Origin of the sequence: Bacillus sp. ISL-18 (assembly GCF_018613415.1) — a bacterium.
Classification (GTDB): Bacteria; Bacillota; Bacilli; order Bacillales; family Cytobacillaceae; genus Neobacillus.
Window position 1 is genome coordinate 122,799 of record NZ_JAGGQG010000006.1, and the last position, 26,844, is coordinate 149,642.

Sequence of the window (26,844 nt, forward strand, 5' to 3'; positions counted from 1 at the left end):
GATTAAGAAACTACCGTTTAATGAATAAACTGATTATTACGTATCTATTGATTACGGTAATCCCAGTTTCATTGATTGGCTATATTGGATATAACCAATATACAAAGTCAATCGAAGAGCAGGTCGGAGAGTATATTCCAAGAGTGTTGGATCAGGCGAATGAGCGAATCAATGACCATATCAGTGAATTAAGGGAGCTGCCAGACCTTCTCTATAATTCAGACCAAGTGATTGAAATCCTTAGAAAAGATGCATATCAAAACAATTCTTCCTTATTACGAGATAAGTTTCAGGTTAACAGCTACTTGACAAACACTTATATTAACGGTGGAAATTCGGATATCCTTGGGGTTTTCATTTTATCAAAAAACAGGCTGTTTGCCGCTTCGAGACTCCCATACACAGGTTTTGAAAGTATTGCTTTGCCATTTGGACAAGATCTGGATTTAAAAGGCAAACAACAAATCATCTTTCCCAATCAGATCACATTGAAATTTAAAAATAATCCCCCCTATATTCTGCTTCTGCAGCAAATAACGGACACAGAGAATCGAATGAAATTAGGAACTATTTTTATAGCAGTCGATTTAACCTTTGTTAAAAATATAGTAAATAATTTGGAAACCGTTAACAAAGCAGATATCACGCTTATGGATACTAATGGACAAATTGTTTACGATACAAATCCCAACGATATTGGAAAGACTAATGTGGATTTAAACCATTATCCAAAAATTAATGGAAGTTTTAAAACCACAAGGGAAAAGGAAAATAAATTGATAAGTATCAGCAGGATAGGTCCGAATCAATGGATTTTGACTCATAGTGTTTTATTGAAGAATTTGACTGAAAGGACGGATCTCGTCCGAAAAGCTACCATCATTGCATTTTTGGGAGTCATTCTAATAAGTACAGTCATCTCTATTATTCTTGCCTGGAGTGTATCGAGACCCATTAACCGATTAACAAAATTAATGAAACAAGTGGAAAAGGGAAACTTTAATGTCGATCTCCCAATCAATGGCAACGATGAAGTAGGAGTTCTTGCGAAAAGCTTTAATTCAATGGTTCATGAGATTAATAGTTTAATAAAACAGAATTTTCAAATTAAATTACAACAGAAGGAAGCCGAATTATATGCTCTGCAATCGCAAATAAATCCACACTTTATGTACAATACCCTTGAAACAGTTGGTATGGCGGTAGAAGAAGGGGAAGATGATGTGGTGGTAGAAATGGTTTCCCGTCTTGGCCGCATGCTTCGTTTTTCCATAAGTAATAAAGAAAAAATGGTTCCAATTGACCAGGAAGTCCAACATATCAAGGATTATTTAACGATTCAAAAATTTAGATTTGAAGATCGCATTGAATTTTCGATTCATGAAGAAATGGATCCTAAAAAATATTACACGCCAAAGTTTATATTGCAGCCGATTGTTGAGAATGCCATTAAACATGGACTGGATGAAGAACAGGATTTTAAAATCGACATTTTTATCTCAAGAGTTGGTAACGTTTCAACGAAAAATGAGGAAGTGATTTTTCGCGTGATCGATAACGGTCCTGGAATTCCTGAAAAAGTTGTTTCTGATCTCAAAAGCTACCTTGAATCGGACCCAATGGCAAGGCGCGACTCCCAATTTGGATTAATTAACGTTCATGGCCGGCTAATAATGATGTTTGGAAAGGGCTATGGGTTGCAAATAAATAGTCAAATGAAAAAAGGCACTGAAGTAATTATTTCTATTCCATTAATGATGCAGGACAATCTGGGAAAGGTTGAAGGAGGCGGGGAGAGTGAACACTAGAAAAATCAAAGCCATTGTGGTAGACGATGAAAATCGAATCAGACGGGGAATTGAAAGGTTAATCCTCTCTTGCGGGGAAGAATTTGAGATTGTTGGGAGCTATAACAGTGGAACTAAATTGATAAATGAATATGAAAAAGAAAACATTTGTTTCGATTTATTGATTACAGATATTAAAATGCCGGGGATGAATGGGCTGGAACTCATAAAAGAAATGAGAAACAGAGCATCTTTTGAAGCGGTAGTAATTAGCGGCTTTAACGACTTTCATTATGTGCAAACAGCCATTCGCGAACGAGCGCTCGATTATATGGTGAAACCGTTAATTCGAGATGAATTCCGAGAACAGCTTGGGAAAATAAAAGATAGGATTTTAGAAAATTGGGCAAATGAAAAAAAGGTTGAAATAATCGACACTCAACTCCGTCATGTTAAGCAGACCCAAATGCTAAGCGAACTAATAAGAGGAAATGAAATTGATCTTGCTGAATTGGAGTGGACAAAAGACTTTCCTATGGGGATATTCTACCTATTACATATTTCCATTGACTTTAATCAAAAGAGAGATTTATACGCACTCCAAAGTGGTGAGCTTGAAAAGAGGCTTCAGGATGTATTAAAAGGTCTTAATGAAGCAACTAAAAACTTATCTTGGATTTGGAAAGGCGATGAGTCTTCGTTTTGGATTTTAATCCACAACAAAGAAGCGGACCAATTCCAAGAAATGCTGGCAGCTGAAAGGCTGCAATCTGCCATAAAAGCAGGAACCAATCTGACTTCGACCATCGCACTTAGCAGAAGTTTTTATGATGTGGCTGTTATTCCCGCCTTAAGAGATCGCCTTTCAGCGCTGCTACAATTCCGCCTGATTTATGGCGGAAATCAAATTTATACCCTTTCATTGGTAGAAAATATTCTTAAGGAAAGGGGGAAGATAAAAGAGTCTAAGGAGTTAGAGATTACCATTACGAGAATGGTAGAATCACTTGATCCTTTAAAGAGGGAAGAACTTTTTCATCATTTAAATCATTACCTTACCGAACTGAAAAAGCTTCCTTCCCCGCGAGATATCGAAAAGAGTATCCAAGTGTTGGCCATCCAAACAATCAACCGGCTACTTACAAAGTCAGTAGCAAAAGACGAGCTTCATTTAATTCAGGAAGCACTTAAACTGACTAGGAAATCTCTGAACTTTCTCGAATTAAAGATAAATCTTACGACCTGGATGCATAAAGTACTTAAAATTTTTGAAGAAAAGAATATACATGAATCCATTAATCCTATTGATACGGCAAAAACATGGATTACTGAGAACTTAGGAAATAATATCACCATTGATAAGATTGCCAAAATTATTCATATGAACCCCACTTATTTCTGTGAATATTTTAAAAATCAAACCGGTGAGACGGTATTAGACTTTGTGACGAAAGCTAGAATTGAAAAATCAAAGGATCTGCTTTTATCCACCGATTTAAAGATATATGATATCTCACAACTAGTTGGTTACACGGATACGAAGTACTTCAGTAAATTGTTTAGAAAGCATTTTGGGGAAGTTCCGTCAAAATATAAGGAAAAAGCAAATATGAATTTGAAATAACCTCCGTTCAGGAGGTTATTTTAATTTTTGGAATATTGCCGAAAATCATCCCCCTAAACCGAAAGATGTCTCCTTTTCTAAGGATGACATATAAAGTACCCTATATGTAAGCGGATTCAATAGACGTTTTTCTTCAGCGTATTAATTAGAGGTTCATTGAACCATAAGGTACAAATAGACACACAAGGAGTTGAAAAAATGTCCGAATATGTACTCGAATTGAGAGGGATTACCAAAATATTTCCGGGTGTGAAAGCCTTGGAACATGTTCATTTTAAGTTAAAACCGGGGCAAATTCATGCATTAATGGGGGAAAATGGTGCAGGTAAATCCACCTTCATTAAAGTGATAACGGGAGTTCACAAACCGGAGGAAGGAGAAATTTTTTTAAATGGTGAAAAAGTCGTATTTAATAACCCAAAAGAGGCTCAGGACAAGGGGATTGCCGCTATTTATCAGCATGTGACTAATTATCCGGATTTAAGTGTGACGGAAAATATATTCATGGGACATGAAAAAATTGCAAAAAGGACAAAGCGATTGCTTTGGAAACAAATGCATGAGGAAGCGAAAGGATTATTAAGAAGTTTGGGTTCAACCATCGATCCAAAGATGGAAATGGGGGCTTTAAGTGTTGCTCAGCAGCAAATTGTGGAAATTGCCAAAGCCATCTCAACCGATGCAAAAATTATTATTATGGATGAACCAACAGCGGCCCTTACTGCGAGGGAAAGTGAGGAGTTATATAAGATTACGGAAGGATTAAGAGACCAAGGGGCTTCAATTATCTTTATATCTCATCGGTTTGAAGATATGTATCGACTAGCAAGCCAGGTCACGGTCTTTCGAGATTCCAGATATATCGGTTCATGGGGAGTAAATGAGATTACAAATGAAGACCTGATTGTGGCAATGGTGGGGCGAAAGATTACCCAGGTGTTTCCAGAAAAGAAATCGACCATTGGAAGTGAAGTACTTCGAGTTGAGGGACTGGGGAAAACTGGATATTTTGCTGATGTTTCATTCACTTTGCATAAAGGAGAGATACTTGGCTTAACAGGGCTGGTTGGAGCAGGAAGAAGTGAGGTTTGCCAGGCGATTTTTGGCATTAGCCCATTCGATAAAGGAAAAGTCTATTTTAACGGGAAACAGGTAAAACTTCAAAATCCTTTAAAAGCGATGGAAATGGGGATCGGCTATTTGCCTGAAGATCGTCAACTACAGGGATTAATACTTGATTGGGATATAGGCAGAAATATCTCATTACCGTCACTTAAAAGATTATCTAAAAAAGGGTGGCTAAACGTAAAAAGAGAGGCAGAGATAGCTAAGAACCTGGCCGAAAAAGTAAATGTAAAAGCAAATAGTATTTTTGATTTAGCTAGCTCTCTTTCAGGCGGCAATCAGCAAAAAGTGGCGGTTGCCAAATTATTACCGGCAGATTTGGATGTCATTATTCTCGATGAGCCGACGAAAGGGGTAGATGTGGGAGCAAAATCAGCGATTTATGAGATTATTAATGACCTAGCCGCACAAGGATATGGGATCATTATGATTTCTTCGGAAATGCCTGAAATTTTAGGGCTAAGTGACAATATTGTTGTGATGCGCGAAGGAAGGGTGACAAGAGTCCTAACTAAAATCCAGGCGACACAGGAGTCGATTCTTGAAGCAGCCATGATGGATTTGTCAAAGCAGATAATCATATAAAGGAAGATTAGAAGAAAGAGGTGAGCATCATGCCAGAAGGAGTTCTGGAAAAAGCAAGAAACCCGCGGCAGCAAGTAGAGAAAGTATCCTTTTCAGCTAAAATCTCTAAATTTAGGGAGCTCGGACTACTCCTATTTATACTCTTGCTTTCGGTTCTTATTCAATTCCGAAGTCCCAGATTTTTAACAATAGAAAATATTAATGATTTGGTTACCAATACGGCCATTCTAAGCATCCTTGCACTCGGTATGATGGTGGTACTAATTACAAGAGGAATTGATTTATCCATCGGAGCTGTTATCGCTATTTCAGGAATGATTACCGCTCAAACGATTAGTTCACACCCAAATTTAAGCCCTTTATTGGCGATCTTACTTGGAACTGTTATTGGAATCATTTGCGGAATTATTACTGGATTTTTGGTCGCAAAGATTGGCCTAATGCCCATTATCGCTTCCCTTGCCATGATGAATATCTTCAGGGGGTTAACGTATACGATTAGCGGTGGTAAATGGGTAAGTTCCTATCAAATGCCTAAAAGCTTTGTTGGAATTGCAACTGGGAAAATTTTAGGGATCAACACGCTTATCTTTATTGCCATTATCATCTACCTTGTTTTCTATTACTTTATTAATCACACCAGAACAGGAAGACAAATTTATGCCGTTGGAAGCAACCCTGATTCGGCAAAGGTCAGCGGAATTAACCAAAGGAAGATCTTAATGTTGGTATACACCATTATGGGAGGGCTTTCAGGCTTATCCGGTGTTTTGTGGGTTTCTAAATATGCTTCAGCACAAGGGGACACCGCGTCTGGATATGAGCTAACCGTGATTGCTGCCTGTATTCTTGGGGGAGTAAGCATTGCCGGGGGAGCAGGCAAAATTTCCGGTGTCATCCTTGGGTCGGTCCTGCTTGGAGTATTAAATAATGCCTTGCCTCTTTTGAATGTATCTCCGTTTTGGCAATCCAGCATCCAGGGTGCAATCATCCTCGTAGCTGTTGTCGTTAACACCTTAGTGAAGAGAGGCGTGGATCGAAATAATCTCTTAAGGAGGAAAATCTAAAACAATGGAGCAGAAAACGGTTATTCAAGAGGAACATTCCAACCGAAAAATAGTTTCGAAAAAAACATTCTCATTAAAAACTTTTTTTCTTCAGTGGGAATGGATGCTTGTTCTCATTTTATTAATCGTAATGTTTATCAATACAAGCTTATCACCATATTTCTTAGATTATTCTAATTTAAGGGACGGAACTATGACTTTTTTAGATAAGGCCTTCATGGTTTTCCCAATGGCCTTGGTTATGATCCTGGGTGACATCGATATATCGGTGGGGTCCACAGTGGCACTATCTTCCGTCATAATGGCTGTTTCTTATAATCATTTGGGCCTGCCGATGGGCCTTTCTATTGTGGTCTGTCTGGCTGTTGGATCGCTTTGCGGATTTATCAATGGGCTTTTAATCGTCAAGTTTAAAGAACTATCCGCTGTTATTGTTACTTTGGGTACGATGATTCTCTACCGGGGAATTGCTTATATTATCCTCCAGGATCAGGCCGCGGGGAATTTCCCGGATTGGTATAAACTGCTTGGATGGGGATATGTAAATGGCATACCAATTATTCTTATCGCTTTTATTACTTTCGCTGTTTTCTTTGTTGTATTACTTCATAAAACCACTTTTGGCAGACAAATCTATGCTATCGGAAACAACTCAACGGCCAGCAGATTTTCTGGGGTTCAAAACGATAAAATTAAACTGATTGTGTTTACGTTAATGGGGTTTACAGCCGCCGTTACGGCTTTATTTTTGGCTTCCAGGATGGGAAGTACGAGACCAAATATTGCAACAGGCTATGAATTAGATGTGATTGCCATGGCTGCATTAGGCGGGATCAGTACGGCTGGAGGAAAAGGAAAAATGATCGGTACGATGATCGCCATTTTTATTATTGGATATCTTCAATATGGTTTAGGATTGGTCAATCTATCGTCGCAAACTTTACTAATTATAGTGGGTCTGTTACTCATTTTTGCTGTTGCTGTTCCAAAAATAAAGATAAAACAATTTTTAAATGTTAAAAAGCAATCCGGTCATTAGGTTACATTACAGTATTAAAACTGTGTGTATATAAAACAAATAAAAATCAAGGGGAGAAAAGGAATGAAAAAATTTTGGGGATTATGTGTTTCTGTTGTCATGATTTTCTCGATTTTGGCTGCATGCAGCGCGACCACTTCAAAACCAGAATCAAAATCAGATTCAAAAGGTACTACTTCTGAGAAAAGCGGACCGAAGAAATATGCCTTTGTGTTTAAAAATACTGGTAACCCTTATGGTGAAAAGATGCAGGAGGGGTTTCAAAATGCGATCAAAGAAACAGGCGGTGAAGTCATTCTACGATCACCAGATCAACCGACGGCAGAGGGACAAATTCAAATCATTGAGCAATTAATTAATCAAAAGATAGATTCCATTACGATTGCAGGTAATGATAACGACGCCCTTCAGCCTGTGCTTGAGAAAGCAATGAATGCAGGAATTAAAGTTTCATCAGTGGATTCAGCCGTAAATGCAAAAAGCCGAATGGTCCATGTGAACCAGGCCAACCCTGACAGAATTGGCGGAGCGCTAATCGAGGGCGTTTCGCAAATGATTGGCGGCAAAGGGGAAATTGCCATCCTTAGTGCAACATCTCAAGCGACAAACCAAAATACATGGATTGAAGTGATGAAAAAAGAACTTCAAAAACCAGAATATAAAGATATTAAACTAGTAAAAGTAGCATACGGTGACGATTTAAGGGATAAAAGTGTATCTGAAACAGAGGGATTATTACAGTCTTATCCAAATCTGAAAGCGATTATTGCTCCAACAACCGTAGGTATAGCTGCTGCTGGAAAAGTTCTGACTGACAAGGGTCTTGTAGGAAAAGTAAAATTAACTGGTTTAGGGCTTCCTAGTGAAATGGCTACTTATATTGAAAACGGTGTATGTCCGTGGATGTATTTATGGAATCCAATTGATGTAGGATATGTGGCAGGGTTTACGGCAAATGCTTTAGTAGAGGGAAAAATTACTGGAAAAGTGGGCGATAAGTTTACAGCAGGAAACCAGGGTGACCAGACCATTGTAGAAGATGGTGATGGAACACAGGTGATGCTGGGTGATCCATTTAAGTTTGATAAGGATAATATCGCTCAATGGAAGAGTGTTTACTAATCAATAGAAACAGTTCGTCACGAAAGGAAAAGCTTATAGGGTCAGATTTCGTTTCACCTATAAGCTTTTCTAATGTATCAAACAGATAAAAGATTTTTAAGAGGAGGTACATATGGGCAAAAGTCAAATAAGATCAACAAAGCGGTTGGCTATTCATGTTTCCATGGCGATGACTCTGTTCATTCCAACTATCATAAGTACTAGTCTACCTATTCAAAAGGCTGAAGCAGCTGGCTCAAGTGTAGCCGCACAGGCCATAAATGAGACCAAAGTAGCTGATTTAAGAGTGGAGTATCGAAATAATCCAATCGGAATTGATTTACAAAAACCACGATTTAGTTGGGAAATGCTCTCAAACCTTCGGGGTCAAAAACAAACAGCCTATCAATTACTTGTTGCCACCAGCCCGAATAAGCTGACACCGGATTCTGTAGATATTTGGAATAGCGGCAAAGTAAATTCCAGTGAATCTAATGCGGTTGAATATGGAGGTAAAGCTTTTAAAGCTTCCACCCGTTATTATTGGACGGTTAATGTATGGGATAAGGAAGGAAAAAAATTTGAAACAGCTCCAGCCTATTTTGAAACCGGTCTATTAAGTACAGATGGAGTAGCAGGCTGGGACGGAGCCAAATGGATATCCTTAGACGACTCGGTGAAGAATGGAGCACCAATGTTACGGAAAGAAACTCCTCTTAAGGGTGAAGTAAAGAGCGCTCGTCTGTACATCTCGTCACTGGGCGTTTTTGATGCATTTATTAACGGGAAAAAATTAGGCATCGTGAATGGGGATGGAGGTACAGCTTACGAGCTGCTCGCACCCGGCTGGACCAGTTATGATAAAAACATTAATTATATGACCTATGATGTAACAGATTATCTCCAAGGCAAAAACAGTGTCACTTTAGCAGCAGTGCTTGGAAATGGCTGGTACAACAGTAGGATCTCTGATGGGGCTAACTATTACAATTCAAAGGGAAATGATCTTGGATTGCTGGCTAAAATGCAAGTAACCTACAAAGATGGATCCACCCAAACGATTGTTACCGATACGAACGGCTGGAAAGCTACCAATAATGGTCCATATTTGGCAGACGATATATATGACGGTCAGACTTATGATGCAACCAAGGAAATGACCGGATGGAATAACAATGGATTTGATGACGCAGAGTGGAAAGGCGTGAAGGAACACCAATACAAACAAGCATTCCCGGCTGCAACAATCACATCTTATAATGGCACACCTGCACAAATCGTAGACAGCTTTGACCAAACACCGATTTCAGTAACTACCGCTATCGGTGTCATAAATCAAGAATCAAGTAAAAACGGTAAAGGTGAAATCAAAATAGATACTTCTAGATCCGTAAATACTCGTTCCGAAGCGAAGGATTATAAGGTGAATTCAGCAACTGGCGATACAGTAATTTATGACCTTGGACAAAACATGGTGGGCATCCCACGCATCACAGTAAAGGGGAAAGCCGGAACTCAAATTAAATTGCGGTTCGGCGAAATCCTTAACGACAACAGTGCAGGAGCAGATGGTCCAAAAGGGTCCATCTATACAGCAAATCTTCGGTCTGCAAAAGCTTCCCTTTTCTACACACTAAAGGGCAGTGAAGAAGGAGAAACTTATCAGCCTTCCTTAACTTTCTTTGGATTTAGATATGTGGAAATTTCTGTTTTAACACCAGGAGCCACGGTCGAATTAGATAATGTGACTGGTAAGGTTGCGACATCGGCAGTGGATGTGACAGGTACACTCGAGACTTCCAATCAAGATGTCAACCAATTAATTAGCAACATCAAGTGGGGGCAACGCGGTAACTATTTATGGGTTCCAACGGATTGCCCACAAAGGGATGAACGTCTTGGCTGGATGGGGGATGCCCAATTATTTGCTAAGACTGGCATGTATAATATGGATTCCTCCAACTTCTTTGAGAATTTTACGGATAATATGGTTAACGCCCAATCTGCCAACGGTTCGTATCCAGTAACAGTACCGGCTAGTTCATTCGGTTTAAGGGCTCCCGCTACCTCGGGGTGGTCAGATGCTGGGATTATTATTCCGTGGACCCATTGGCAAATGACGGGAGATACGACGTTAATTAATAAGGCATACAACAGCATGGAGAAATACATGGATATGATGTATAACCAAACCGGAGAAACCTACCGGGGACCTGGCAGTATTTTCGGTGACTGGTTAGCGTTCCAGGGAACAAATAACATGTTAATGAGCGACGCCTACTACGCCTATGATGCCAAGTTAATGGCACAAATGGCTGCCGCCCTTGGCAAGGACAATGATGTAAAGAAATATGAGACACTGTTTAACAATATTAAGAAAGCCTTTATTAGAAACCATATTAATGTAGATGAAAATGGGAACTTAACAATTCAATCATCGCGTGAAGAAGGTTTTGGAATTGCCTTTTATCCAAGAGAAGATAATAGTCAAACTTCATTATTATGGGCTTTGAAGCTCGGATTCTATGACAATGAAAATCAAAAACAACAGATGATTAAGCTGCTAGTCGATAATATTCGTAATAATGATCAATATAAGGCTGCACATCCTGATAGTTCCCGAGTAAAGTATGCGGAGAATACATTATCTGTAGGATTTCTCGGAGTGAATGTACTTGCCCCTGTGCTGACGAACATCGGACAATCTGATTTGGCCTATACGCTGCTATTGCAGGATCAAATGCCATCTTGGCTTTATTCCGTAAAGAATGGTGCAACAACCATTTGGGAACGCTGGAATTCTTACTCGGTTAAAGATGGATTTGGCGATGTAAGCATGAACTCGTTCAATCACTATTCATACGGTGCTATTGGTGAATGGATGTATGATGAGATGGCAGGTATCTCCAATGATCCGGACCATCCTGGTTTCAAGCACACGATTCTTCAGCCTACCATTGATAATGATAAGCGAATCACCTGGGCGAAAGGCTCGTTCGATTCTGTTTATGGGAAGATTAAAAGTGAATGGGAAGTTAAAAATGGGACGTTGACCTATTATGCGACCGTACCGGCTAATACGACTGCGACCCTTTATATTCCTACAAATAATGTGAGTACTGTTAAGGAAAGCGGACAGCTAATTGCTAAGGCAAAGGGAGTTAAGTTTATCGAGTTTAAAGATGGTAAAGCGGTCTATGAACTTGAATCCGGAAGTTATGAATTCCGATCCATTATCGCTGGCTCTAAACCAGAATAGAAGAATCGATAAAAGTAGATAAAGCTTGCAGACGATTTGTTAACTGCAAGCTTTTTTCTTTATGATTTTTTATATGGTATAATGGCAAACTGTATATTGCTCAGTTACAAAGCTTAAACAAAAATAAACTAAAGCTTTATCCCTGCTTCTCTTGCAAAAGCCAGCCTTTATTTGGGGGCTGTTTGACATAAGATTTGTTCAATTGAATATTCATTTATTATTTGCTTGGGCACATTTCCAAATAGCTTTGCCCTTTATCCTGAAAATGCCGTTTTCCTTTGATTGGGAGGAATTGATCATAGCTTGAGCCAATATTTCTGTCGGCAAAGGTTTTTGCGACCGAAGAATTCCTATTTTATTAAAAAACTGTATGGCTTTCAATCCGGCAACTTCCATTGTTCTATCGCTATTTTTTCGGATCAACACAGGCGGGTTAAAGATAGACAACTTTGGAAACCCTAAATCCTTTGCGGCTTCTTCTAACTGACCTTTCATCCTTGTATAAAAGAAGAGAGAATTAGAAGAAGAAAAACCGGAAGATACCAATACAAAATGATTCACATGGTTTTCTTTGGCAAATTTAGCAAACTGGTATTGATAATCGTAGTCAACTTCCCATTGAGCTTCTTTACTTCCTGCCGCTTTAAGGGTAGTTCCCATACACGAAAACAAAACATCGCCTTTGACTAAATGCTTCCATTGATCTGGTTTAGTAAAGTCAATCACATGTATCCTTAATTTTTCATGCTGGACATCCAGATCACGCCTAACAAAAATATCTACCTGATGAAAAGAATCGTCTTTTAAGAGTAAATCCAGCAAGTCTTTACCTGTGGCTCCCGTTGCTCCTATTAATAATGCCTGCATTTTCTTCTCCTATCTTTCAGTTAATTAGAAATAGAGATTCCTATTTTAGTATTTTTATGAATATCTTCCGTTTTAGCATCTAATGCAGTCTTGTAATAGAAGCATTTATGATCGATGACTTCCATAGCTTTTTTTAGTTCTTCCATTTGTGCTTCAACATGGGCTTTGCGGTCTAAAAACATGTCATATCGTTGTTGCAGTGTGGAATCCCCATCAGAACACCAATCGATGAACGTTTTAATTTCCTTTATAGGCATCCCCGTAGCTTTCAGACATTCAATTACTTTTAAAGCGTCGATATCGGATTCTTTAAACACTCGTGTTCCGCTGGTTGTCCGTTCTACAAAAGGAATTAGACCTTCTTTGTCATAGTAACGCAAGGTATAAACGGTTAGATTTAATTCTTTTGCAACTTCGCTAATAGAATATGTCTTCATTATTTTTCCCCTATTCTCAATGATAGACTTAGAGTTAACTCTATGTTTCTGGAGATTTTATCATGGTATTCGCCTAATGTCAAAGTCACCTTACAGGGAGAGTATAACTTGGCTTTGTTTTATGGTCAGAGATCTTAAAAGAAATCTAAACAAATCTCTTGACCTAGAGTTAACTATAAGGATTAACATGGTTTTGCAAGAGAAAAAGTAAGAATAGTAGGGAATCAATCGGAATTTTAACCTGATTCTTCATTCATACACTGACAAGCCATTCTCTTGAAACTATAAATTATCGGAGGTTTTTTATTATGATAACTGCTAAAGCACGGGCTGTAGACGGCCCAGACAAACCGTTTCGAGCTGCTGAAATTAAAAGACGAGACCTTGATTTGCATGATGTTCTGATTGAAATTAAATATGCAGGTATATGCCATTCTGACATCCATACTGCTCATGGCGAATGGGGTCCCGTGAACTATCCACTCGTGCCTGGACATGAGATTGCGGGTATTGTCACAGCTGTAGGCGCAGAGGTCACAAAGTACAAGGTCGGTGACCGGGCAGGGGTCGGATGTATGGTTGACTCCTGTGGTGAATGTGAGAATTGCCGTAAGGGAGAAGAACAATACTGTCTAAATGGAAATATTCCTACCTACGCTGGAGTTGACAAATACGGCGAACCAACCCAAGGTGGCTATTCAACCCACATTGTGGTAACGGAAGACTTCGCAGTCCGGATTCCTGATAGTATTGAGCTTGATGCTGCAGCACCGTTACTTTGCGCAGGGATTACGACCTATTCTCCATTAAACCATTGGGGAGCTGGTCCAGGTAAGAAAGTAGCGGTTGTTGGTTTAGGCGGTCTTGGTCATATGGCTGTCCAAATTGCACATGCCATGGGTGCCGAGGTTACCGTTCTGTCACAATCATTGAAGAAAAAAGACGATGGCTTACAATTAGGAGCCGACCATTACTATGCAACAAGCGATCCAGAGACGTTTAAGAAACTGGCGGGTACGTTTGATCTTATCATTAATACAGTAAGCGCTAAGATTGATATTAGTGCCTACCTTTCGTTACTGGCACTGGATGGTGCATTGGTCAACGTCGGAGCGCCAGCAGAACCGCTGTCACTAAATGTGTTCTCTCTCATCGGTCATCGCCGCTCATTTGCAGGTTCAATGATTGGAGGCATCCGAGAGACTCAGGAAATGTTAAATTTCTGTGCAGAACATAACATAGTTCCTAAGATTGAAGTCATTTCAGCTGACCAAATTGACGAAGCCTATGAACGTGTATTAGCTTCGGATGTGAAGTACCGATTTGTGATTGACATCAGTACAATGTAAGTATGATTCATTTTAATGTTAAATGGAGTGTGTAAAATCCAAGTAAAGTCACAAGTGCTTGGTATCAAAAATATCTCCCCATATTGTTAACGATTCTATCATTTTGCAGTTTTGAGGCATGAGCCAGGTATCTAATGGACTCATGCCTTTTAATTTTGTTCCTTCTCAAGTTTGTTTTGTTAAAAATTTTTTATTGTCATATATTTGGTGAAGTTGGAGAGATTAACTCGTAAGATTGCATTAATTTTACATAAATAAAATGGGTTTAAAAGGTGAATTAGATTAATTAATTTTAAGGAGGAATCTAAATTGTTTCTTCCTGAAGATACAAAGGGAGATAAATGATGACCACCGAAAAAGATCTAAATCCAATGAACGTTATAAAGCCACTAAATATAAGCCCCAAAGATTTAGATGAGTCCCAACCTTTAACTACTTTTGAAATGGGTAAACTTTGGGCTACCTATATGGGAAACAGTATGTCCATTCAAATCTTAAGTTATTTTCTTCAACACTGCGAGGATGAAGCGATTAAGGCGCTGTTGGAAAATGGTTTAGCATTATCAAAGGATTTCATTGAGAGGATAGAAGAATTTTTTAATAAAGATCATTTCCCTATACCGAATGGATTTACGAAAGATGATGTGAACCTGGGGGCTCCCCGCTTATACGCAGATGAATTTTACGCTCACTATTTAAAATATGCTGCAAAAGCTGGTATTAGCCTTTATGCAGTCGCAGTCCCATTAATGATGAGAGAAGACATAAGGGAGTTTTTTGTTTATTGTAATCAATGTACAACCGTTCTTTTAGGGCAAATTAATAATGTTTTAATGGATAAAAAATTAATTGCAAAACCTCCAATAATTCCTACACCAGAAGGAATTATCAAGATACAAAAACAAAGTTTCTTAAATGGATTTATGGGAGATGTCCGGCATTTACAGGCATTAGAAATCATACATCTTTATGATAACATTGAAAATAACACAACTAGTAAGGCATTATTATTGGGATTTTATCAAATTGTTCAAGATGAGAAGATTAAGACCTTGTTTAAGAGAGGTTTGGACATGACTGATAAAGCTGTGAAACAGTATATGGAGAAACTTCACCATGAACATATGCAAGCACCATCGTACCTAGACCATTTGGTTACAAACAATACCTACCCTCCTTTTTCGGATCGAATCATGCTATTTTCATAAAGTAGACATGTTCGCAATGAAGATTAGGGCATTTGGAAACTCTTTAGCGGTAACGGCAAGAAGGGATATAGACATGCTTTATGCAAGAACTCTTATGAACATCGGCTTATTTGTTGACGACGGTACGAATCTCTTAATTGAAAAAGGTTGGTTGGAATCACCGCCAATTGCGTGCGACAGAGTATAAATATACAAGGACTTTTTTAGTAATTAACGTGATGCTACGAGTATAGAGGTAAACACCTTTAAAAAAGCTAAAAAACGTCTTCAAAATATTCTATTTGAAGGCGTTTTTGACGTCCAGCGTTAAAATGCCCTCTAGGCAGGATTACTGATGAATACCGTGGTTCAACCTGAAAGCTAGGAAAAGTACACATCATAAAGAATTAATGCGAAGAAGGGTGGAGTTAAACCGAGCGTTTTGATTAATTACTTAACGCTGATCGCTGGTATTGTTTCAAATTGATCAACCCATTGTATTGTTAATAAATTGGGCAGGGTGGACATTTCATGATGAATCTGAATATATTTTTTACACTTTACAGTCGCAACACACTCAATATAAGAATGTTGATCTTCAATCAACACTTTATAACTACCTATATTCGGTAACGAATAATTCGGTAGAATACCATTCTTTTGACAATATTTAATTTTATAAAAGCCCCCCAATAAATGGGGGAATTCACTAAGCTTTCGTTCTGATAAGTGTTTCCGAATCAAAGTCGAACTAATTTTTTGATTATTCCACTTTAGCTCATCGACAACCGTTAAGCCTACTTGCTGTGTATCCGCATAAACTGCCAGTGTTTTAACAGTACCTCTTGCTTTTGCTCCATAGGTGTAGTCGAAACCGCAAATAATTTCCTTAGCATTCAACCCAATAATATAATCATCTAAAAAATCGTTCGCTTCTACTTTAGCTAATTCCTTTGTAAATTCTACGATATAAAAAATATCCACATCAAGCCTTTCTAACTTTTCAATTTTTTGTTCTAATGGCTCTAGATATAAGATTTCTATTTCTGGAAATAACACACTTTTTGGATGCGGAAAAAAAGAGAGAACCGCTAGTGATAAATTTTGTGCCCTTGCTTTTTCTTTAGCTGTTTGAATAACTTTTTGATGTCCTAAATGCACACCATCAAAATAACCGAGCGCCATTGCTGCTTTAGGAGATAATTGTCTAATCTCTTGTAAGTTATTAGCATTCACATAGATTACCTTCATTGCGATTTTCTCCTTTTTCCTTTATCTTGCTAAATTTTGTGCTACTTCACTACTTCCTTCAACGGTAGCGTTTATCTTTTTTGTAATAGTGATGTTCAAATTCCTGTTTCAAAGGTAACAGCTTTTGAAAGTGCTTCTGATAAAACAAACATGCCTGGCTTGATAGAAATACCATAGGCAATTTCTCTTTTTATAACTTAACTGCTTCCACCTCAGTCAATTGACGATATTTACCACTGAAGAACAATAACGGATCCTTATCCGCAAGACGTAAATCTACTACTTTACCAATGAATAAGGTATGGTCTCCTTCTACATGTTCTGATACGACTTCACAAGCGATTTGAGTAATAGCGCCTTTTAATACCGGCAGATCAGCTAACGTTTCAAATTCTACTAATTCACCAGGCCTCCCAGCGAAATGACGTGAATAATGCTCTTGATCTTCCGCTAGAATATTTACTGTATATTTTTTTGATTGTGAAACTTTCTCTAAAAATTTTGCTTTATGTCCTATAGAAATTAAAACAAGCTTCGGATCCAATGATACTGACATGAAACCGTTTGCTGTCATTCCATGTGTTTCTCCTTCGTTTTCCGTTAAAAGAACTGTCACGCCTGTAGTAAACTTCCCCATTGCATCTCTAAATAAACGATCATCCATCCCAATTCCTCCAATTCTTAATCGAATGATTTAATCATAATTGAGTCTTTGTAAAATTATCATGTTATTTTTTATTGAAAATTCAGATAAAAACAATAAATTATACTTGAAATTACAATTAAATTTATTTTCCAGAATTTTAACGAAAATTCAGATTTATCAATATATCAAAATGTAAAACTTTCACTTTTTGGAATTTGAATTTTCTTTTGTCCTTGTTCAATCACAAATTTCTTTCAATCTTTTTTTTCTTGTCAATCTCTTTTTTTTCAAATAGAATTCTTTTCATGGAAGATTCGTAGTCCGAATTTTCCCATCAAAAGCTATTATTTTTTTTATGAAAGGAAAAGTAATAGTGAGATTCATGCGTTTCTTACAAAGAAAATGGAGGTGAGAAATTACCCTAACAATTTATTGAAAACGCTAACAACACATTAGAGAAAAACGAGACGTGAAATTACCTGGAAATATTTGGGGGAAATTAACAGTAAAATCGTCAAATGATCGGATGGGAAAATACGGGAATACAAGGGGGATTTGCATGCGTTGGGTTGTATTAGGATTTCTATTCTTGATATCTGTTTTAAACTATACGGATAAATCGGTTTTAGGATTAGCCGCAGAACCTATCATGACTGAACTAAATTTATCTTACGATCAGTTTGGTTTAGTGGGAAGCAGCTTCTTCGCCGCATACGCTGTCGGAAGTATTATTTTAGGTACATTGACGTATCGCTTCAACTCAAAATATTTATTAATGATGATTGCGATTGGATGGACACTCTCATTAGCAAGCGCTTATTTTGTAGAAACGTTTACACACTTAATTTTACTACGTGTTGTCTTAGGTTTCTTTGAGGGTGGGACGCTCGGTTTTTGCCTAGTACACCTTGCACGATGGTTCACTAGTGCCCAACGTGGTACAGCTACAGCTATTATGACTTCTGGTACAACCGTGGGTACGTATTTAGCGGCACCACTTATCGTTATGGGAATTACAAACTTAGGTTGGCAGCATGCATTCGCTATGTTAGGGGTAGCAAGCTTTGCATGGGCACTCTTCTTTTTCTTTATGAGAGACGAGCCAAAGCAGCCACTGGTCGAAGATGTAAAATCATTAGATTCTAACAAGGAAGTACCGTTTAAGAATATTGTAAAAATATTAATCAACCCGTATGTATTATCCATTTATGTGGTAGGTTTCGTATCAATGTGGATTACCACTTGGGTTCTTACATGGGCACCAACTTACTTAACAAAAATCGTGGGTCTTCAACCACAAAGTATGAGCTTAATATTCGCTGGAATGGGAATCACAGGTACTCTATTTGCAATTTGTGCAGGTAAATTTACAGACGTCTTATTCAAGAAAAATAAAAGCCTTATTAAATCTTATGACCGTGTATTAGTTACAGTATTACTTGTTGGTACCGCCTCATACGCAATGACCACCATTGTATCTTCACCAGTTTTAGCATGTATTTTCTTAGGGTTAGGCTTGGTCATGAACACAAGCTTATTACCGCTAAATGCCGCGATGACAACGATCGTCATTCCGAAAAAATTTGTAGGCAGTGTAACAGGTATTTCATTATCTGTTTCAAGTATGGCTGGTATAATTGGTCCATGGATTACTGGTTACTTAATTACACTTGCGGGTGATGACGTTCGCTCTGGCTTTAACTCAGGGGTGTTAATTATCGTTAGTTTATATGTTGTCACCGCAATCGTGATATTAGCTACACGTAAATTAAAAATTACTAGAACTGAAAAAGAAGATGCGATTCGTACTGCTGAAGAAGAGCAAATGAACTTAGAGGTTGCTATTGAGCAATAAAATTCAACGTGGGTTTAGTCCATAACAAAATAGATCCGACTGTAGACAAACTCAGGAATAGGGAGTTTGTCCACAGTCTTTTTTGTTTCATAAAAATATCTTCTAAGAAATCGCTTCCGTTTGGATGAAAGAACCAAACATTTAATTATATTTTGTTTTTTATCGCGCAAAATCTTCAAAGTTTAAGCTATCTGACAATATTAGCGCCTGTATAACTAATAGAGTGTACGCTGCAGTTGATGCGTTTTTTAGTGAAATTTGCAGCTGCTCCTCAATTTGCTTTATCCGATATTGGATACCGCCGATTGATAACGTCAACTCATCCATCGTTTCTTTTAAACGCTGGCTATTTAATAAATAGACGTAAAGAGTGTGCAACAATTCCTTTTTACGCGGATCATTGAAATTGTATAAGTCTTTTAACGTCTTTTTCGCCATTTCATGCAGCTGTTCATTACTCATGTTCTTTACGATATCCCCAAGCATTCCTAAATCTTCGTAATCTGTTAGCAGCTTTTGGTTAGGGAAGCGCTGTGCGACACGCGCCTCTTGAAGAGATTGTTCGAAATCTTTAAAGTTGCTAAACGTCCCGCTAAGTCCTACTGAATATTTATAATGGCTATTTTGCTTCTCCATTTTTTGGAAAATTTTCGTAATTTTCTTTTGCCAACCTTGTTTATCACTATTTAGTGAGTTGAGGAGAGCAATTTCTTCCCCGAGTACGGCAAAAATACAAGGTAAATCCCACTCTCTGGCTAACTTAGACAGCTCTGTTAGCTGGTCATGAATGTCAATAATTTCGTGATTTTTCTTTTTCTTTTTCACACTAATAATACCTGTAGAAAACGGCGGCTGAAACTTAAAAGGTAAAAATTTATAGTAAGATTCGATATCTTTAATATTTCGACTATGAATTAAGCGCTCTAATAGCGAGCTGCGCATACGTTGTTGCTCCTCAAACTGTGCCTCCTCGTATAAAATACATAACGCCACGACTGTCGAAATACGCTCTAAAAATAAGTGGTCGTTTTCATCCATATGCTTTTCATCAAAGTAAAAAAACGAACAAGTGGCGTAACTTTTTTTATTAATAAGAGCAGGTGCCGTCAGCTTCCAATAATTATCGCCTTTATAATGCGAAACGTTGTGTTTATCAACAAAATGAGATAATTTTGCCTTATCTTTTGTTATGACTAGCTGCTGTTCATCTGATAAACCAATTTGACTTAACGAATTGCCGTGAATATCCTCAATCAAAATCGGGATATTCAACAGCTCATACGCAGCCTGCACAATTTCATCCAGCGAATGCTTATCTGTTACTTTTTTCGTAAGTTGACCTTGAAATATTGAAATTTTTTCGAGCATTTGCTTATGACGCAAAAGGGAATCATATGTCATTTCAAGCTCGGATAGAATGTTATCATTTTGATAGAGGTTAATAAGATCCTCCTTTTCTTCGAGCCAATCGCGCTCCAAACGCACTCTAAACTCGCAGCATGGATCACCTTTCGCAACACACTTATACTCAACGGCAATAATAGACTCGCCAAACTCATATGTCAATGCACCACTCGCAAAGCCGCATAACATATGACAAACACATTCATTTGCTAAACCGTAATTTTTAAGGTGTAATGCTGCTTCAAATGATTCTACCCATTGTCCCCACGTATCGATACATTCAATTGTACCGTCCGGATGGCGTACAATTTCCCCCATGAAAATTACATCTTTTACGTGACCTAAACGCGAATGTCTTTTACCGACAGGATTGATTGAGTTTTTATTTTGGAGCAAATTTTTTGCTGATTCCATCCCAAACTCTTTACCAAATCGGAATAAAAAGCCTTTCGTTTTATGAGAGCCAATGTTGTTAAATAAATTGTTTTTTAATGTGTGGAAGGCATTTGCCGACATTAAAATATTGTTCGTTTCACTAGAATCAAATGCAATTTCACTCATTAAAGTCACATCCCCTTTGAGTTTCTATTTCCCATATTACAAAAACAAAACTAACTTTTCAATAAATTTTAAAGAATATTACTATTCTTTCAATAAAAATTGCTATGATGTTTAACATTTTAAACAGTTATACTCAAAACAGAAAATAACAACCAATACAAGGGGGCATATCGATGACAATTTTTGAAGGGTTTTATAATAGTTACGTATTAGCAAACGGAGTACGTACACATTATTCCTGGGCCGGAACAGAGGGACCAGCTGTGATTTTACTACATGGTGCAGGACCTGGAGCATGCGGCGCAGCGGGTTGGCGTTTTATGTTACCTGCACTAGCAAAAGCTGGTTTCCGCGCTTACGCAGTAGACCAATTATCAATGGGCTTCACAGATGCACGCCCTCACGCATGGCCAGTAAATGGTCATCAAAGCTTAGTGGATCATGTACATGATTTTATTGAAGCATTATGCCTTGATGAAGTATCACTTGTCGGCAACTCACAAGGTGCATACATTGCAGCTAAATATGCAATTGACCATCCTGAAAAAGTGAATAAGGTGGTTTATATCGGCAGTAATACCATATATCAAGCAATGCAAGAAGTACCCGAAAGAAAGATGCGTTCTTTCTTAGAAGTGATTGGTTACGACTATACTGAAGAATCATTACGTAAATTTATGTATCGCAATTCAAGTGAAGACACAGTCATTCCTGAAGAACTAATTCAACTACGTCATCAAGCAGCAACTCGCCCAGGTATAAAAGAATCCAATCAAGCTTTCGATGCTTACTTAGCAAGAATGAATGAAGAACCAAAGCTTTGGGATCGTTACTGCATTAAAAATGCTTTCCCAAAATTAAAAATACCAGGCTTATTTATTTGGGGTAACCAAGATACTGTTGCACCAGTTGAGACAGGTTATAAGCTTGAGAAGTTATTACCGAATATTCATTTTAAATATATCGAAAACTGCGGTCACCAAGCACAAACTGACCAACCAGAAATTGTGAACAAACTTGTCGCCGATTTTTTAGCAGTGGAAAAAGATCAAGCCGTTACAGCACAATAAACTATTTTTGAAAGGAATGATCAAATGGTAACAGTACTTGAAAATAAAGCGACTTATGAAGAAATTATCCAAAAAGCAAAGCGTATCGGTGAAGCTGCAGAATCAGAAGCAATCCAAGCGGATCTAAACTCGACCATTTCCCCACGCATCGCGGATATTATCCGCGAGGAGGGAATTCATCGTTTAATTTTACCGAAAGAGTTTGGCTATCCACAACTTGATTGGCGCACGTTCGTTGATATGGTAAGTACAGTTGGTTACCACAATTTATCGGCTTCATGGTTAACATACTTCTTCTCCGTGCACAATTCTTGGGTATGCTACTATCCAAGGCACATTCGCGATGAAGTCATTAATCAAGGCGGCTTCGTAGCTGACGTATTTGCACCAATCGGCAAAGTAGAAGCAGTTGAAGACGGCTATATCGTATCAGGTAAGTACAACTTTGTAAGCGGTATCAATTACTGCGATTGGGTTGGCGTTGGCGCAATGATGAAATTCGAAGACAGCGACCGACCTGAGCGTGTAGGTATTTTATTAAAAGTATCTGACTTAGAAGTTATGAAAACTTGGAATTCGCTTGGTCTTCGTGGATCAGGCAGTAATACCTTAATCGTCGATAAAGTTTTCGTTAAACCTGATGCCATATTACGCTTTAACAAAATTATTGAAAAGAGCCAACCACCGTATGAAGAGTTTGACCAAGACTACTTATACTACAACACACCATATTACCCTGGCTTCTATGTAGGATTCGCAGCAATGGCTGTTGGTGGTGCAGAACGTGTACTTGACGAATTTGAAAAGCATACAGCAGGTCGCGTACGCTTCTCAGGTATAAACGAAAAAGATTCTCCTACGAGCCAGCGCGTGCTTTCGGAGTTAAAGCTTGAAATGCTTTCTGCTAAAAGCTTATTAAATGAATATATCGCAATGATGGAAGCAGATAAAGGCGGTCCATACGAAGGGGCAAAATATAAAGCAATCCGTGCAATGATTATCGATAAGTGTACACAAATCGGCGTAAAATCACTTCTTACTTTGGGTGGACACGCATTATTAAAAGGTCACCCAGTAGAGTTATTCACTCGTGACTTAATGGCAATTGCAACACACATTACTTCTTTATATGAAGATGGCATTTTAGGTTACGGTAGACATTTATTCGGCGTTAATACAAACATTCAAGGGTAATAGTGGTATTTGAAAATGCTACCAATAAAAGAGTGGATTTCATATGTCCTCTTATATAAAAAAGTAACTAAATATGGGGTGAATATAAATGGAAAAATTTCTTTACGCACCGGAAATTGCAAAATTAGGACACGTAGCTTTAGTGTCAGCAGATCTTGAAAAATCTTTATGGTTCTTCCACGATACAATCGGCTTAGAAGAAACAGAAGTTGTAGAGGGTGTACACTACTTACGAGCTTGGGGTGACTTCGAACACCATACTTTATCCATTACAGCTGGTGAAACTTCTTACATCGATCACATCGGCTGGCGCACAAAACGGCCGGAGGATATCGTAACTTTCGCAAAATTATTAGAAGATGCAGGTACAGAAGTTCGTTGGATAGAAGCAGGGGAAGAATTAGCGCAAGGAGAAGCGATTCGCTTCGAATTACCAAGTGGTCACCGCTTCGAACTTTACTACGATATGGAAAAAACACCCGCTGAAGAATCTCGTAAATCAGTCCTTAAAAACCAAACTTATAAATCTTGGGCGAAAGGTGTATCTCCACGCCGTATCGATCATGTAAACTTACAAACTTCTCACGACAACGCTGAGATTGTAAAGTTTTTAAAAGAAGCATTAGGCTTCAAGCTACGCGAATATTTCGTAAATCCAGACGATGTACAAGTAGCAAGCTGGTTATCTGTAACAAACCTAGTACATGACGTAGCAATCATGTCTACATCACGTTCAAAAGAGCCAAACGAAATGCACCATATCGCTTACTGGTTAGACAACTCACAAGACTTACTGCGTGCTGCGGATATTTTATGCGAAGCAGATGTACAATTCGTTGGTCCTGGTAAACATGGTATTTCTCAAGCAATGTACATTTACGTAAAAGATCCAGGAAGCGGATTACGTCTTGAAATCTTTACAAACGGCTACTTAATTTTCGAGCCAGACTGGGAACCAGTGAAATGGACGTATGAAGAATATTTAAAAAATGGTTCCGCTTATTGGGGTGATCGTCGACGCGATGACGTAGACCGTGAAGCACAAGTAAAAGAATTAGCGAAGTCATAATAACTAGACCACCAGTATTCATGACAATGAACGCTGGTGGTTTCTTAAGTAATAAATGTTGTTAAAATTATGATAGGAAGGGGTGTTCCTGTTGAAGGCAATGTTAAAGGTGTTCGTTTTATCTTTAATTGGCGGTTATATTTTTAGCCTGCTGCACATCCCTATTCCTTGGATGCTCGGCCCAATTGTTGTCATCATGTTAGCCCAATTTGTTTATAAAGGACCGCTCAAATGGTCCGGCCAAATGCGTGATTTAGGTGTCGTCATGGTCGGTACCGTGATAGGTGTACAATTTAACATCGATTTATTCGGCATGATGGGCTCAATTTTATTTTATATGATAACACTAAACGTGATATTAATTGGTGGCTCAATCGTTATCGCTTACTTAACTAGTAAATGGGCAAAAATCCCAATGAAAGCGGCGGTACTAGGTGCTATCCCAGGCGGCTTAGGTCAAATTGTCGTATTTGCTGAAGAAGAAAAAGTTGAAGAAATTGGCGTTATTTCTTATTTTCAAGTTATTCGGCTGTTACTAGTCGTTGTATTCGTACCGTTTATCGTCGCTGGACAAGTAATAAGTAAGCAGCCAACGGACGCGAAGTTAACGATTAATTTAGTATTATTAATTGCACTTGCATGGGGATGCTCACATTTAATGCAGCGCATCCATTTGCCTGTCGCATTTTTCATCACACCCATTATTTTGTTAATTACGTTGCATCTCACAACACCAATTACAATGCCACAAGTACCTGGCTTTTTCATGGCTATCGCTCAACTGCTAATCGGCGCCCATATTGGCTTAATGCTCAAGCCACATATGATTAAGCTTCCAATACGTGTACTTCTAGGCGGCATTTTCAGCGCATTTGCACTGATCGCGCTAACATTCGGCTCAAGCATCCTAATGTCGTTTGCAATGGACACAACATTCGCTACAAGTTTTCTTAGCACAGCCCCAGGTGGCTTAGATCAAATGGTATTATTAGCTGATGCAGTTAAAGCAGAAGTCTCGCTTGTTTCAATGTTCCAAACGTTTAGGCTATTGTTCATCTTTATAATAATTATGCCTTTGATGAAAATGTTTTACCGTTGGCGAGAAAAAAAGAGATTGTCTACAATCAAGCAAGCAGTATAGTAAGTATTATATATAAAAGCGTATGTTAGAAATCTTTATTGATGATCTATAAGTATGAGAAACGCCCTGATGATTGAATTTATATCAGTGGCGTTTTTTTGATTGATATTAATGGGTGAAAGTAGTCCATATATAATAGAAGGAATGCAGTATTTTTAATCAAATGAAGAGACTTAGAATATACATTGATAGGTTTGGACTTAAACTGGCCACAGCTTATGGGCAGTATAGGGATAATCGCTCTTGTACTACTTCTAAGACTTCTTCTGGTACTTCCCTAATCTTGATATCCCCACCCAGGAAAAGCAGCCAATTGGTTAATTCGGTCAATTCATCGGAGTTATTTACATTGATAAAAGTCTTTAATACGGCGGTGGTTTGGTAAGGATTCGTAAAGGAAATCGATACTTTCAAAGGATGGTATTTTTTGAATTGGGCTATCGCTTTTGGACCAAGTTCAAGGACTAGATTAATTTCTTCTTCCTGCTTACTTAGTTTTTCTAAAATCTTTTTCTTACCTACTCTTTTTTCCGTCGGGCAGGGTTCGATATTGGTGAGAAGGTCGACAGGAAAAATCCGCTTCTTTTCTTCTTTTAGGTCAAAGCCTTCAATCAGCCAAAGACCTTTTTCATGGTAAAGGTGCAAGAGATAGATAGAATAAGTAGTTATTCCCTTCGCATCATTTATGGTTAACCATAAATAGCGATCCAAAAGAAGGTTTTGGATAAGTTTCTCTAACATTGGATCAGGGAGGTCTGTAAGATCAAGCAGGTCGGGATTATGAGGGTTGGTCCCTTCAAAAAGCAAGATTTGATTTAAAAGAACAAGTTCTTCTTGCTGGCTTTCGGAGATGAGGCCTAGTAATTTTTCAGCTAAAGACTGACGGCTCCTTAGATAAGGAAGTTGTTGATTTCTTGTTGCCATAAAGGCAATAAAAAGAGCTTTGACCTCATTATCGGTAAAGCGAACAACGGGCAGGACAGAATTGCGCATGACAAAATAACCACCATCCCTTCCAACTTCAGCGACAAGTGGCATCCCCATGGCCTCAATTTCTCGGATATCTCTAATAGCTGTCGAACGAGAGATGTTGAATTCTCGCATGATTTCAGATATGGTGAAGTGAGTGCGATTGTTGATATACCGCATGATGATATTAATCCGTTCAACTTTTTTCATCGGGGCTCCTAAACAGTATCATTTTTTGACATGATTTAAGGTTATCA

The 26,844-nt window shown here is 38.3% G+C and carries 19 protein-coding genes and 1 pseudogene; 14 read left to right on the plus strand and 6 right to left on the minus strand.

The features are described 5' to 3' along the window. Positions 1-20 precede the first annotated feature (20 nt). The 7 genes from J7E81_RS09840 (at position 21) to J7E81_RS09870 (ending at position 11,587) form a co-directional block, all read left to right on the plus strand. Complete coding sequence (locus J7E81_RS09840; protein WP_215042008.1) at positions 21-1,808, plus strand: sensor histidine kinase; 1,788 nt, start codon at positions 21-23, stop codon at positions 1,806-1,808. Further along, positions 1,798-3,411, plus strand: a complete 1,614-nt coding sequence (locus J7E81_RS09845) for a response regulator transcription factor (RefSeq protein ID WP_215042010.1) — start codon at positions 1,798-1,800, stop codon at positions 3,409-3,411. Before J7E81_RS09840 ends, J7E81_RS09845 begins: the two co-directional genes overlap by 11 nt. 198 nt (positions 3,412-3,609) lie before the next feature. Then, the gene (locus J7E81_RS09850) at positions 3,610-5,121 is read left to right on the plus strand and encodes a sugar ABC transporter ATP-binding protein (protein WP_215042012.1); all 1,512 of its coding nucleotides are present in this window, start codon (positions 3,610-3,612) and stop codon (positions 5,119-5,121) included. Positions 5,122-5,150: 29 nt separating this feature from the next. Further along, positions 5,151-6,188: an ABC transporter permease gene (locus J7E81_RS09855; protein WP_215042014.1), complete on the plus strand. Its 1,038-nt coding sequence runs from the start codon at positions 5,151-5,153 to the stop codon at positions 6,186-6,188. 4 nt (positions 6,189-6,192) lie between these two features. Then, positions 6,193-7,227, plus strand: coding sequence for an ABC transporter permease (locus tag J7E81_RS09860; RefSeq protein ID WP_215042016.1), 1,035 nt, complete (start codon positions 6,193-6,195; stop codon positions 7,225-7,227). A gap of 63 nt (positions 7,228-7,290) precedes the next feature. After that, positions 7,291-8,349, plus strand: a complete 1,059-nt coding sequence (rhaS, locus tag J7E81_RS09865) for a rhamnose ABC transporter substrate-binding protein (protein WP_215042018.1) — start codon at positions 7,291-7,293, stop codon at positions 8,347-8,349. A gap of 112 nt (positions 8,350-8,461) precedes the next feature. Next, positions 8,462-11,587 carry a family 78 glycoside hydrolase catalytic domain gene (locus J7E81_RS09870; RefSeq protein ID WP_251028568.1) on the plus strand — a complete coding sequence of 1,042 codons (3,126 nt, stop codon included), beginning with the start codon at positions 8,462-8,464 and terminating at the stop codon, positions 11,585-11,587. 210 nt (positions 11,588-11,797) lie between these two features. Here J7E81_RS09870 and J7E81_RS09875 read toward each other — a convergent pair whose 3' ends face one another. Together J7E81_RS09875 and J7E81_RS09880 are read right to left on the minus strand one after the other, a co-directional pair. Then, on the minus strand, positions 11,798-12,454 hold the full coding sequence (locus tag J7E81_RS09875) for an NAD(P)H-binding protein (protein ID WP_215042020.1): 657 nt from the start codon (positions 12,452-12,454) through the stop codon (positions 11,798-11,800). Positions 12,455-12,474: 20 nt separating this feature from the next. Next, complete coding sequence (locus J7E81_RS09880; protein ID WP_215042021.1) at positions 12,475-12,891, minus strand: MerR family transcriptional regulator; 417 nt, start codon at positions 12,889-12,891, stop codon at positions 12,475-12,477. A gap of 308 nt (positions 12,892-13,199) precedes the next feature. Here J7E81_RS09880 and J7E81_RS09885 point away from each other — a divergent pair, with 308 nt between their 5' ends. Both J7E81_RS09885 and J7E81_RS09890 read left to right on the plus strand, forming a co-directional pair. Further along, entirely contained in the window at positions 13,200-14,240 is a 1,041-nt protein-coding gene (locus J7E81_RS09885) for an NAD(P)-dependent alcohol dehydrogenase (RefSeq protein WP_215042022.1), read from the plus strand. Positions 14,241-14,611: 371 nt separating this feature from the next. Further along, positions 14,612-15,635: pseudogene (locus tag J7E81_RS09890) on the plus strand (DUF3231 family protein). Between the two features lie 242 nt (positions 15,636-15,877). On the opposite strand, the gene J7E81_RS09895 reads toward J7E81_RS09890, so the two are convergent. Beyond that, positions 15,878-16,678 (minus strand): FAD synthetase family protein, encoded by an 801-nt coding sequence (locus J7E81_RS09895; RefSeq protein ID WP_215042023.1) that lies wholly within the window; start codon positions 16,676-16,678, stop codon positions 15,878-15,880. Between the two features lie 190 nt (positions 16,679-16,868). Then, a complete protein-coding gene (locus tag J7E81_RS09900) occupies positions 16,869-17,342 on the minus strand; it encodes a flavin reductase family protein (RefSeq protein WP_215042024.1) in 474 nt (157 codons plus the stop codon). A 541-nt stretch (positions 17,343-17,883) separates the two neighbouring features. Between J7E81_RS09900 and J7E81_RS09905 the strand changes: the two genes are divergently transcribed. Further along, positions 17,884-19,179 carry an MFS transporter gene (locus J7E81_RS09905; protein WP_215042025.1) on the plus strand — a complete coding sequence of 432 codons (1,296 nt, stop codon included), beginning with the start codon at positions 17,884-17,886 and terminating at the stop codon, positions 19,177-19,179. Positions 19,180-19,338: 159 nt separating this feature from the next. On the opposite strand, the gene J7E81_RS09910 is transcribed toward J7E81_RS09905, so the two are convergent. After that, entirely contained in the window at positions 19,339-21,144 is a 1,806-nt protein-coding gene (locus tag J7E81_RS09910; protein ID WP_215042026.1) for a V4R domain-containing protein, read from the minus strand. Positions 21,145-21,317: 173 nt separating this feature from the next. On the opposite strand from J7E81_RS09910, the gene J7E81_RS09915 reads away from it, so the two are divergent. From J7E81_RS09915 to J7E81_RS09930, 4 genes are all read left to right on the plus strand, one after another. Next, positions 21,318-22,214 (plus strand): alpha/beta fold hydrolase, encoded by an 897-nt coding sequence (locus tag J7E81_RS09915; protein WP_215042027.1) that lies wholly within the window; start codon positions 21,318-21,320, stop codon positions 22,212-22,214. Between the two features lie 24 nt (positions 22,215-22,238). Further along, on the plus strand, positions 22,239-23,408 hold the full coding sequence (locus J7E81_RS09920; protein WP_215042028.1) for an acyl-CoA dehydrogenase family protein: 1,170 nt from the start codon (positions 22,239-22,241) through the stop codon (positions 23,406-23,408). A gap of 88 nt (positions 23,409-23,496) precedes the next feature. After that, positions 23,497-24,477, plus strand: coding sequence for a VOC family protein (locus tag J7E81_RS09925; protein ID WP_215042029.1), 981 nt, complete (start codon positions 23,497-23,499; stop codon positions 24,475-24,477). Between the two features lie 100 nt (positions 24,478-24,577). Further along, entirely contained in the window at positions 24,578-25,618 is a 1,041-nt protein-coding gene (locus J7E81_RS09930; RefSeq protein WP_251028588.1) for an AbrB family transcriptional regulator, read from the plus strand. 216 nt (positions 25,619-25,834) lie between these two features. On the opposite strand, the gene J7E81_RS09935 is transcribed toward J7E81_RS09930, so the two are convergent. Then, positions 25,835-26,797: a helix-turn-helix transcriptional regulator gene (locus J7E81_RS09935; protein ID WP_215042031.1), complete on the minus strand. Its 963-nt coding sequence runs from the start codon at positions 26,795-26,797 to the stop codon at positions 25,835-25,837. Between the last annotated feature and the right edge of the window lie 47 nt (positions 26,798-26,844).

Coding starts and splice junctions, on each gene's coding strand:
- J7E81_RS09840 (WP_215042008.1), top strand. CDS start 21: ATGAATAAACTGATTATTACGTATCTATTGATTACGGTAATCCCAGTT.
- J7E81_RS09850 (WP_215042012.1), top strand. CDS start 3,610: ATGTCCGAATATGTACTCGAATTGAGAGGGATTACCAAAATATTTCCG.
- J7E81_RS09855 (WP_215042014.1), top strand. CDS start 5,151: ATGCCAGAAGGAGTTCTGGAAAAAGCAAGAAACCCGCGGCAGCAAGTA.
- J7E81_RS09860 (WP_215042016.1), top strand. CDS start 6,193: ATGGAGCAGAAAACGGTTATTCAAGAGGAACATTCCAACCGAAAAATA.
- rhaS (WP_215042018.1), top strand. CDS start 7,291: ATGAAAAAATTTTGGGGATTATGTGTTTCTGTTGTCATGATTTTCTCG.
- J7E81_RS09870 (WP_251028568.1), top strand. CDS start 8,462: ATGGGCAAAAGTCAAATAAGATCAACAAAGCGGTTGGCTATTCATGTT.
- J7E81_RS09875 (WP_215042020.1), bottom strand. CDS start 12,454: ATGCAGGCATTATTAATAGGAGCAACGGGAGCCACAGGTAAAGACTTG.
- J7E81_RS09880 (WP_215042021.1), bottom strand. CDS start 12,891: ATGAAGACATATTCTATTAGCGAAGTTGCAAAAGAATTAAATCTAACC.
- J7E81_RS09885 (WP_215042022.1), top strand. CDS start 13,200: ATGATAACTGCTAAAGCACGGGCTGTAGACGGCCCAGACAAACCGTTT.
- J7E81_RS09895 (WP_215042023.1), bottom strand. CDS start 16,678: ATGAAGGTAATCTATGTGAATGCTAATAACTTACAAGAGATTAGACAA.
- J7E81_RS09900 (WP_215042024.1), bottom strand. CDS start 17,342: ATGGATGATCGTTTATTTAGAGATGCAATGGGGAAGTTTACTACAGGC.
- J7E81_RS09905 (WP_215042025.1), top strand. CDS start 17,884: ATGCGTTGGGTTGTATTAGGATTTCTATTCTTGATATCTGTTTTAAAC.
- J7E81_RS09910 (WP_215042026.1), bottom strand. CDS start 21,144: ATGAGTGAAATTGCATTTGATTCTAGTGAAACGAACAATATTTTAATG.
- J7E81_RS09915 (WP_215042027.1), top strand. CDS start 21,318: ATGACAATTTTTGAAGGGTTTTATAATAGTTACGTATTAGCAAACGGA.
- J7E81_RS09920 (WP_215042028.1), top strand. CDS start 22,239: ATGGTAACAGTACTTGAAAATAAAGCGACTTATGAAGAAATTATCCAA.
- J7E81_RS09925 (WP_215042029.1), top strand. CDS start 23,497: ATGGAAAAATTTCTTTACGCACCGGAAATTGCAAAATTAGGACACGTA.
- J7E81_RS09930 (WP_251028588.1), top strand. CDS start 24,578: ATGTTAAAGGTGTTCGTTTTATCTTTAATTGGCGGTTATATTTTTAGC.
- J7E81_RS09935 (WP_215042031.1), bottom strand. CDS start 26,797: ATGAAAAAAGTTGAACGGATTAATATCATCATGCGGTATATCAACAAT.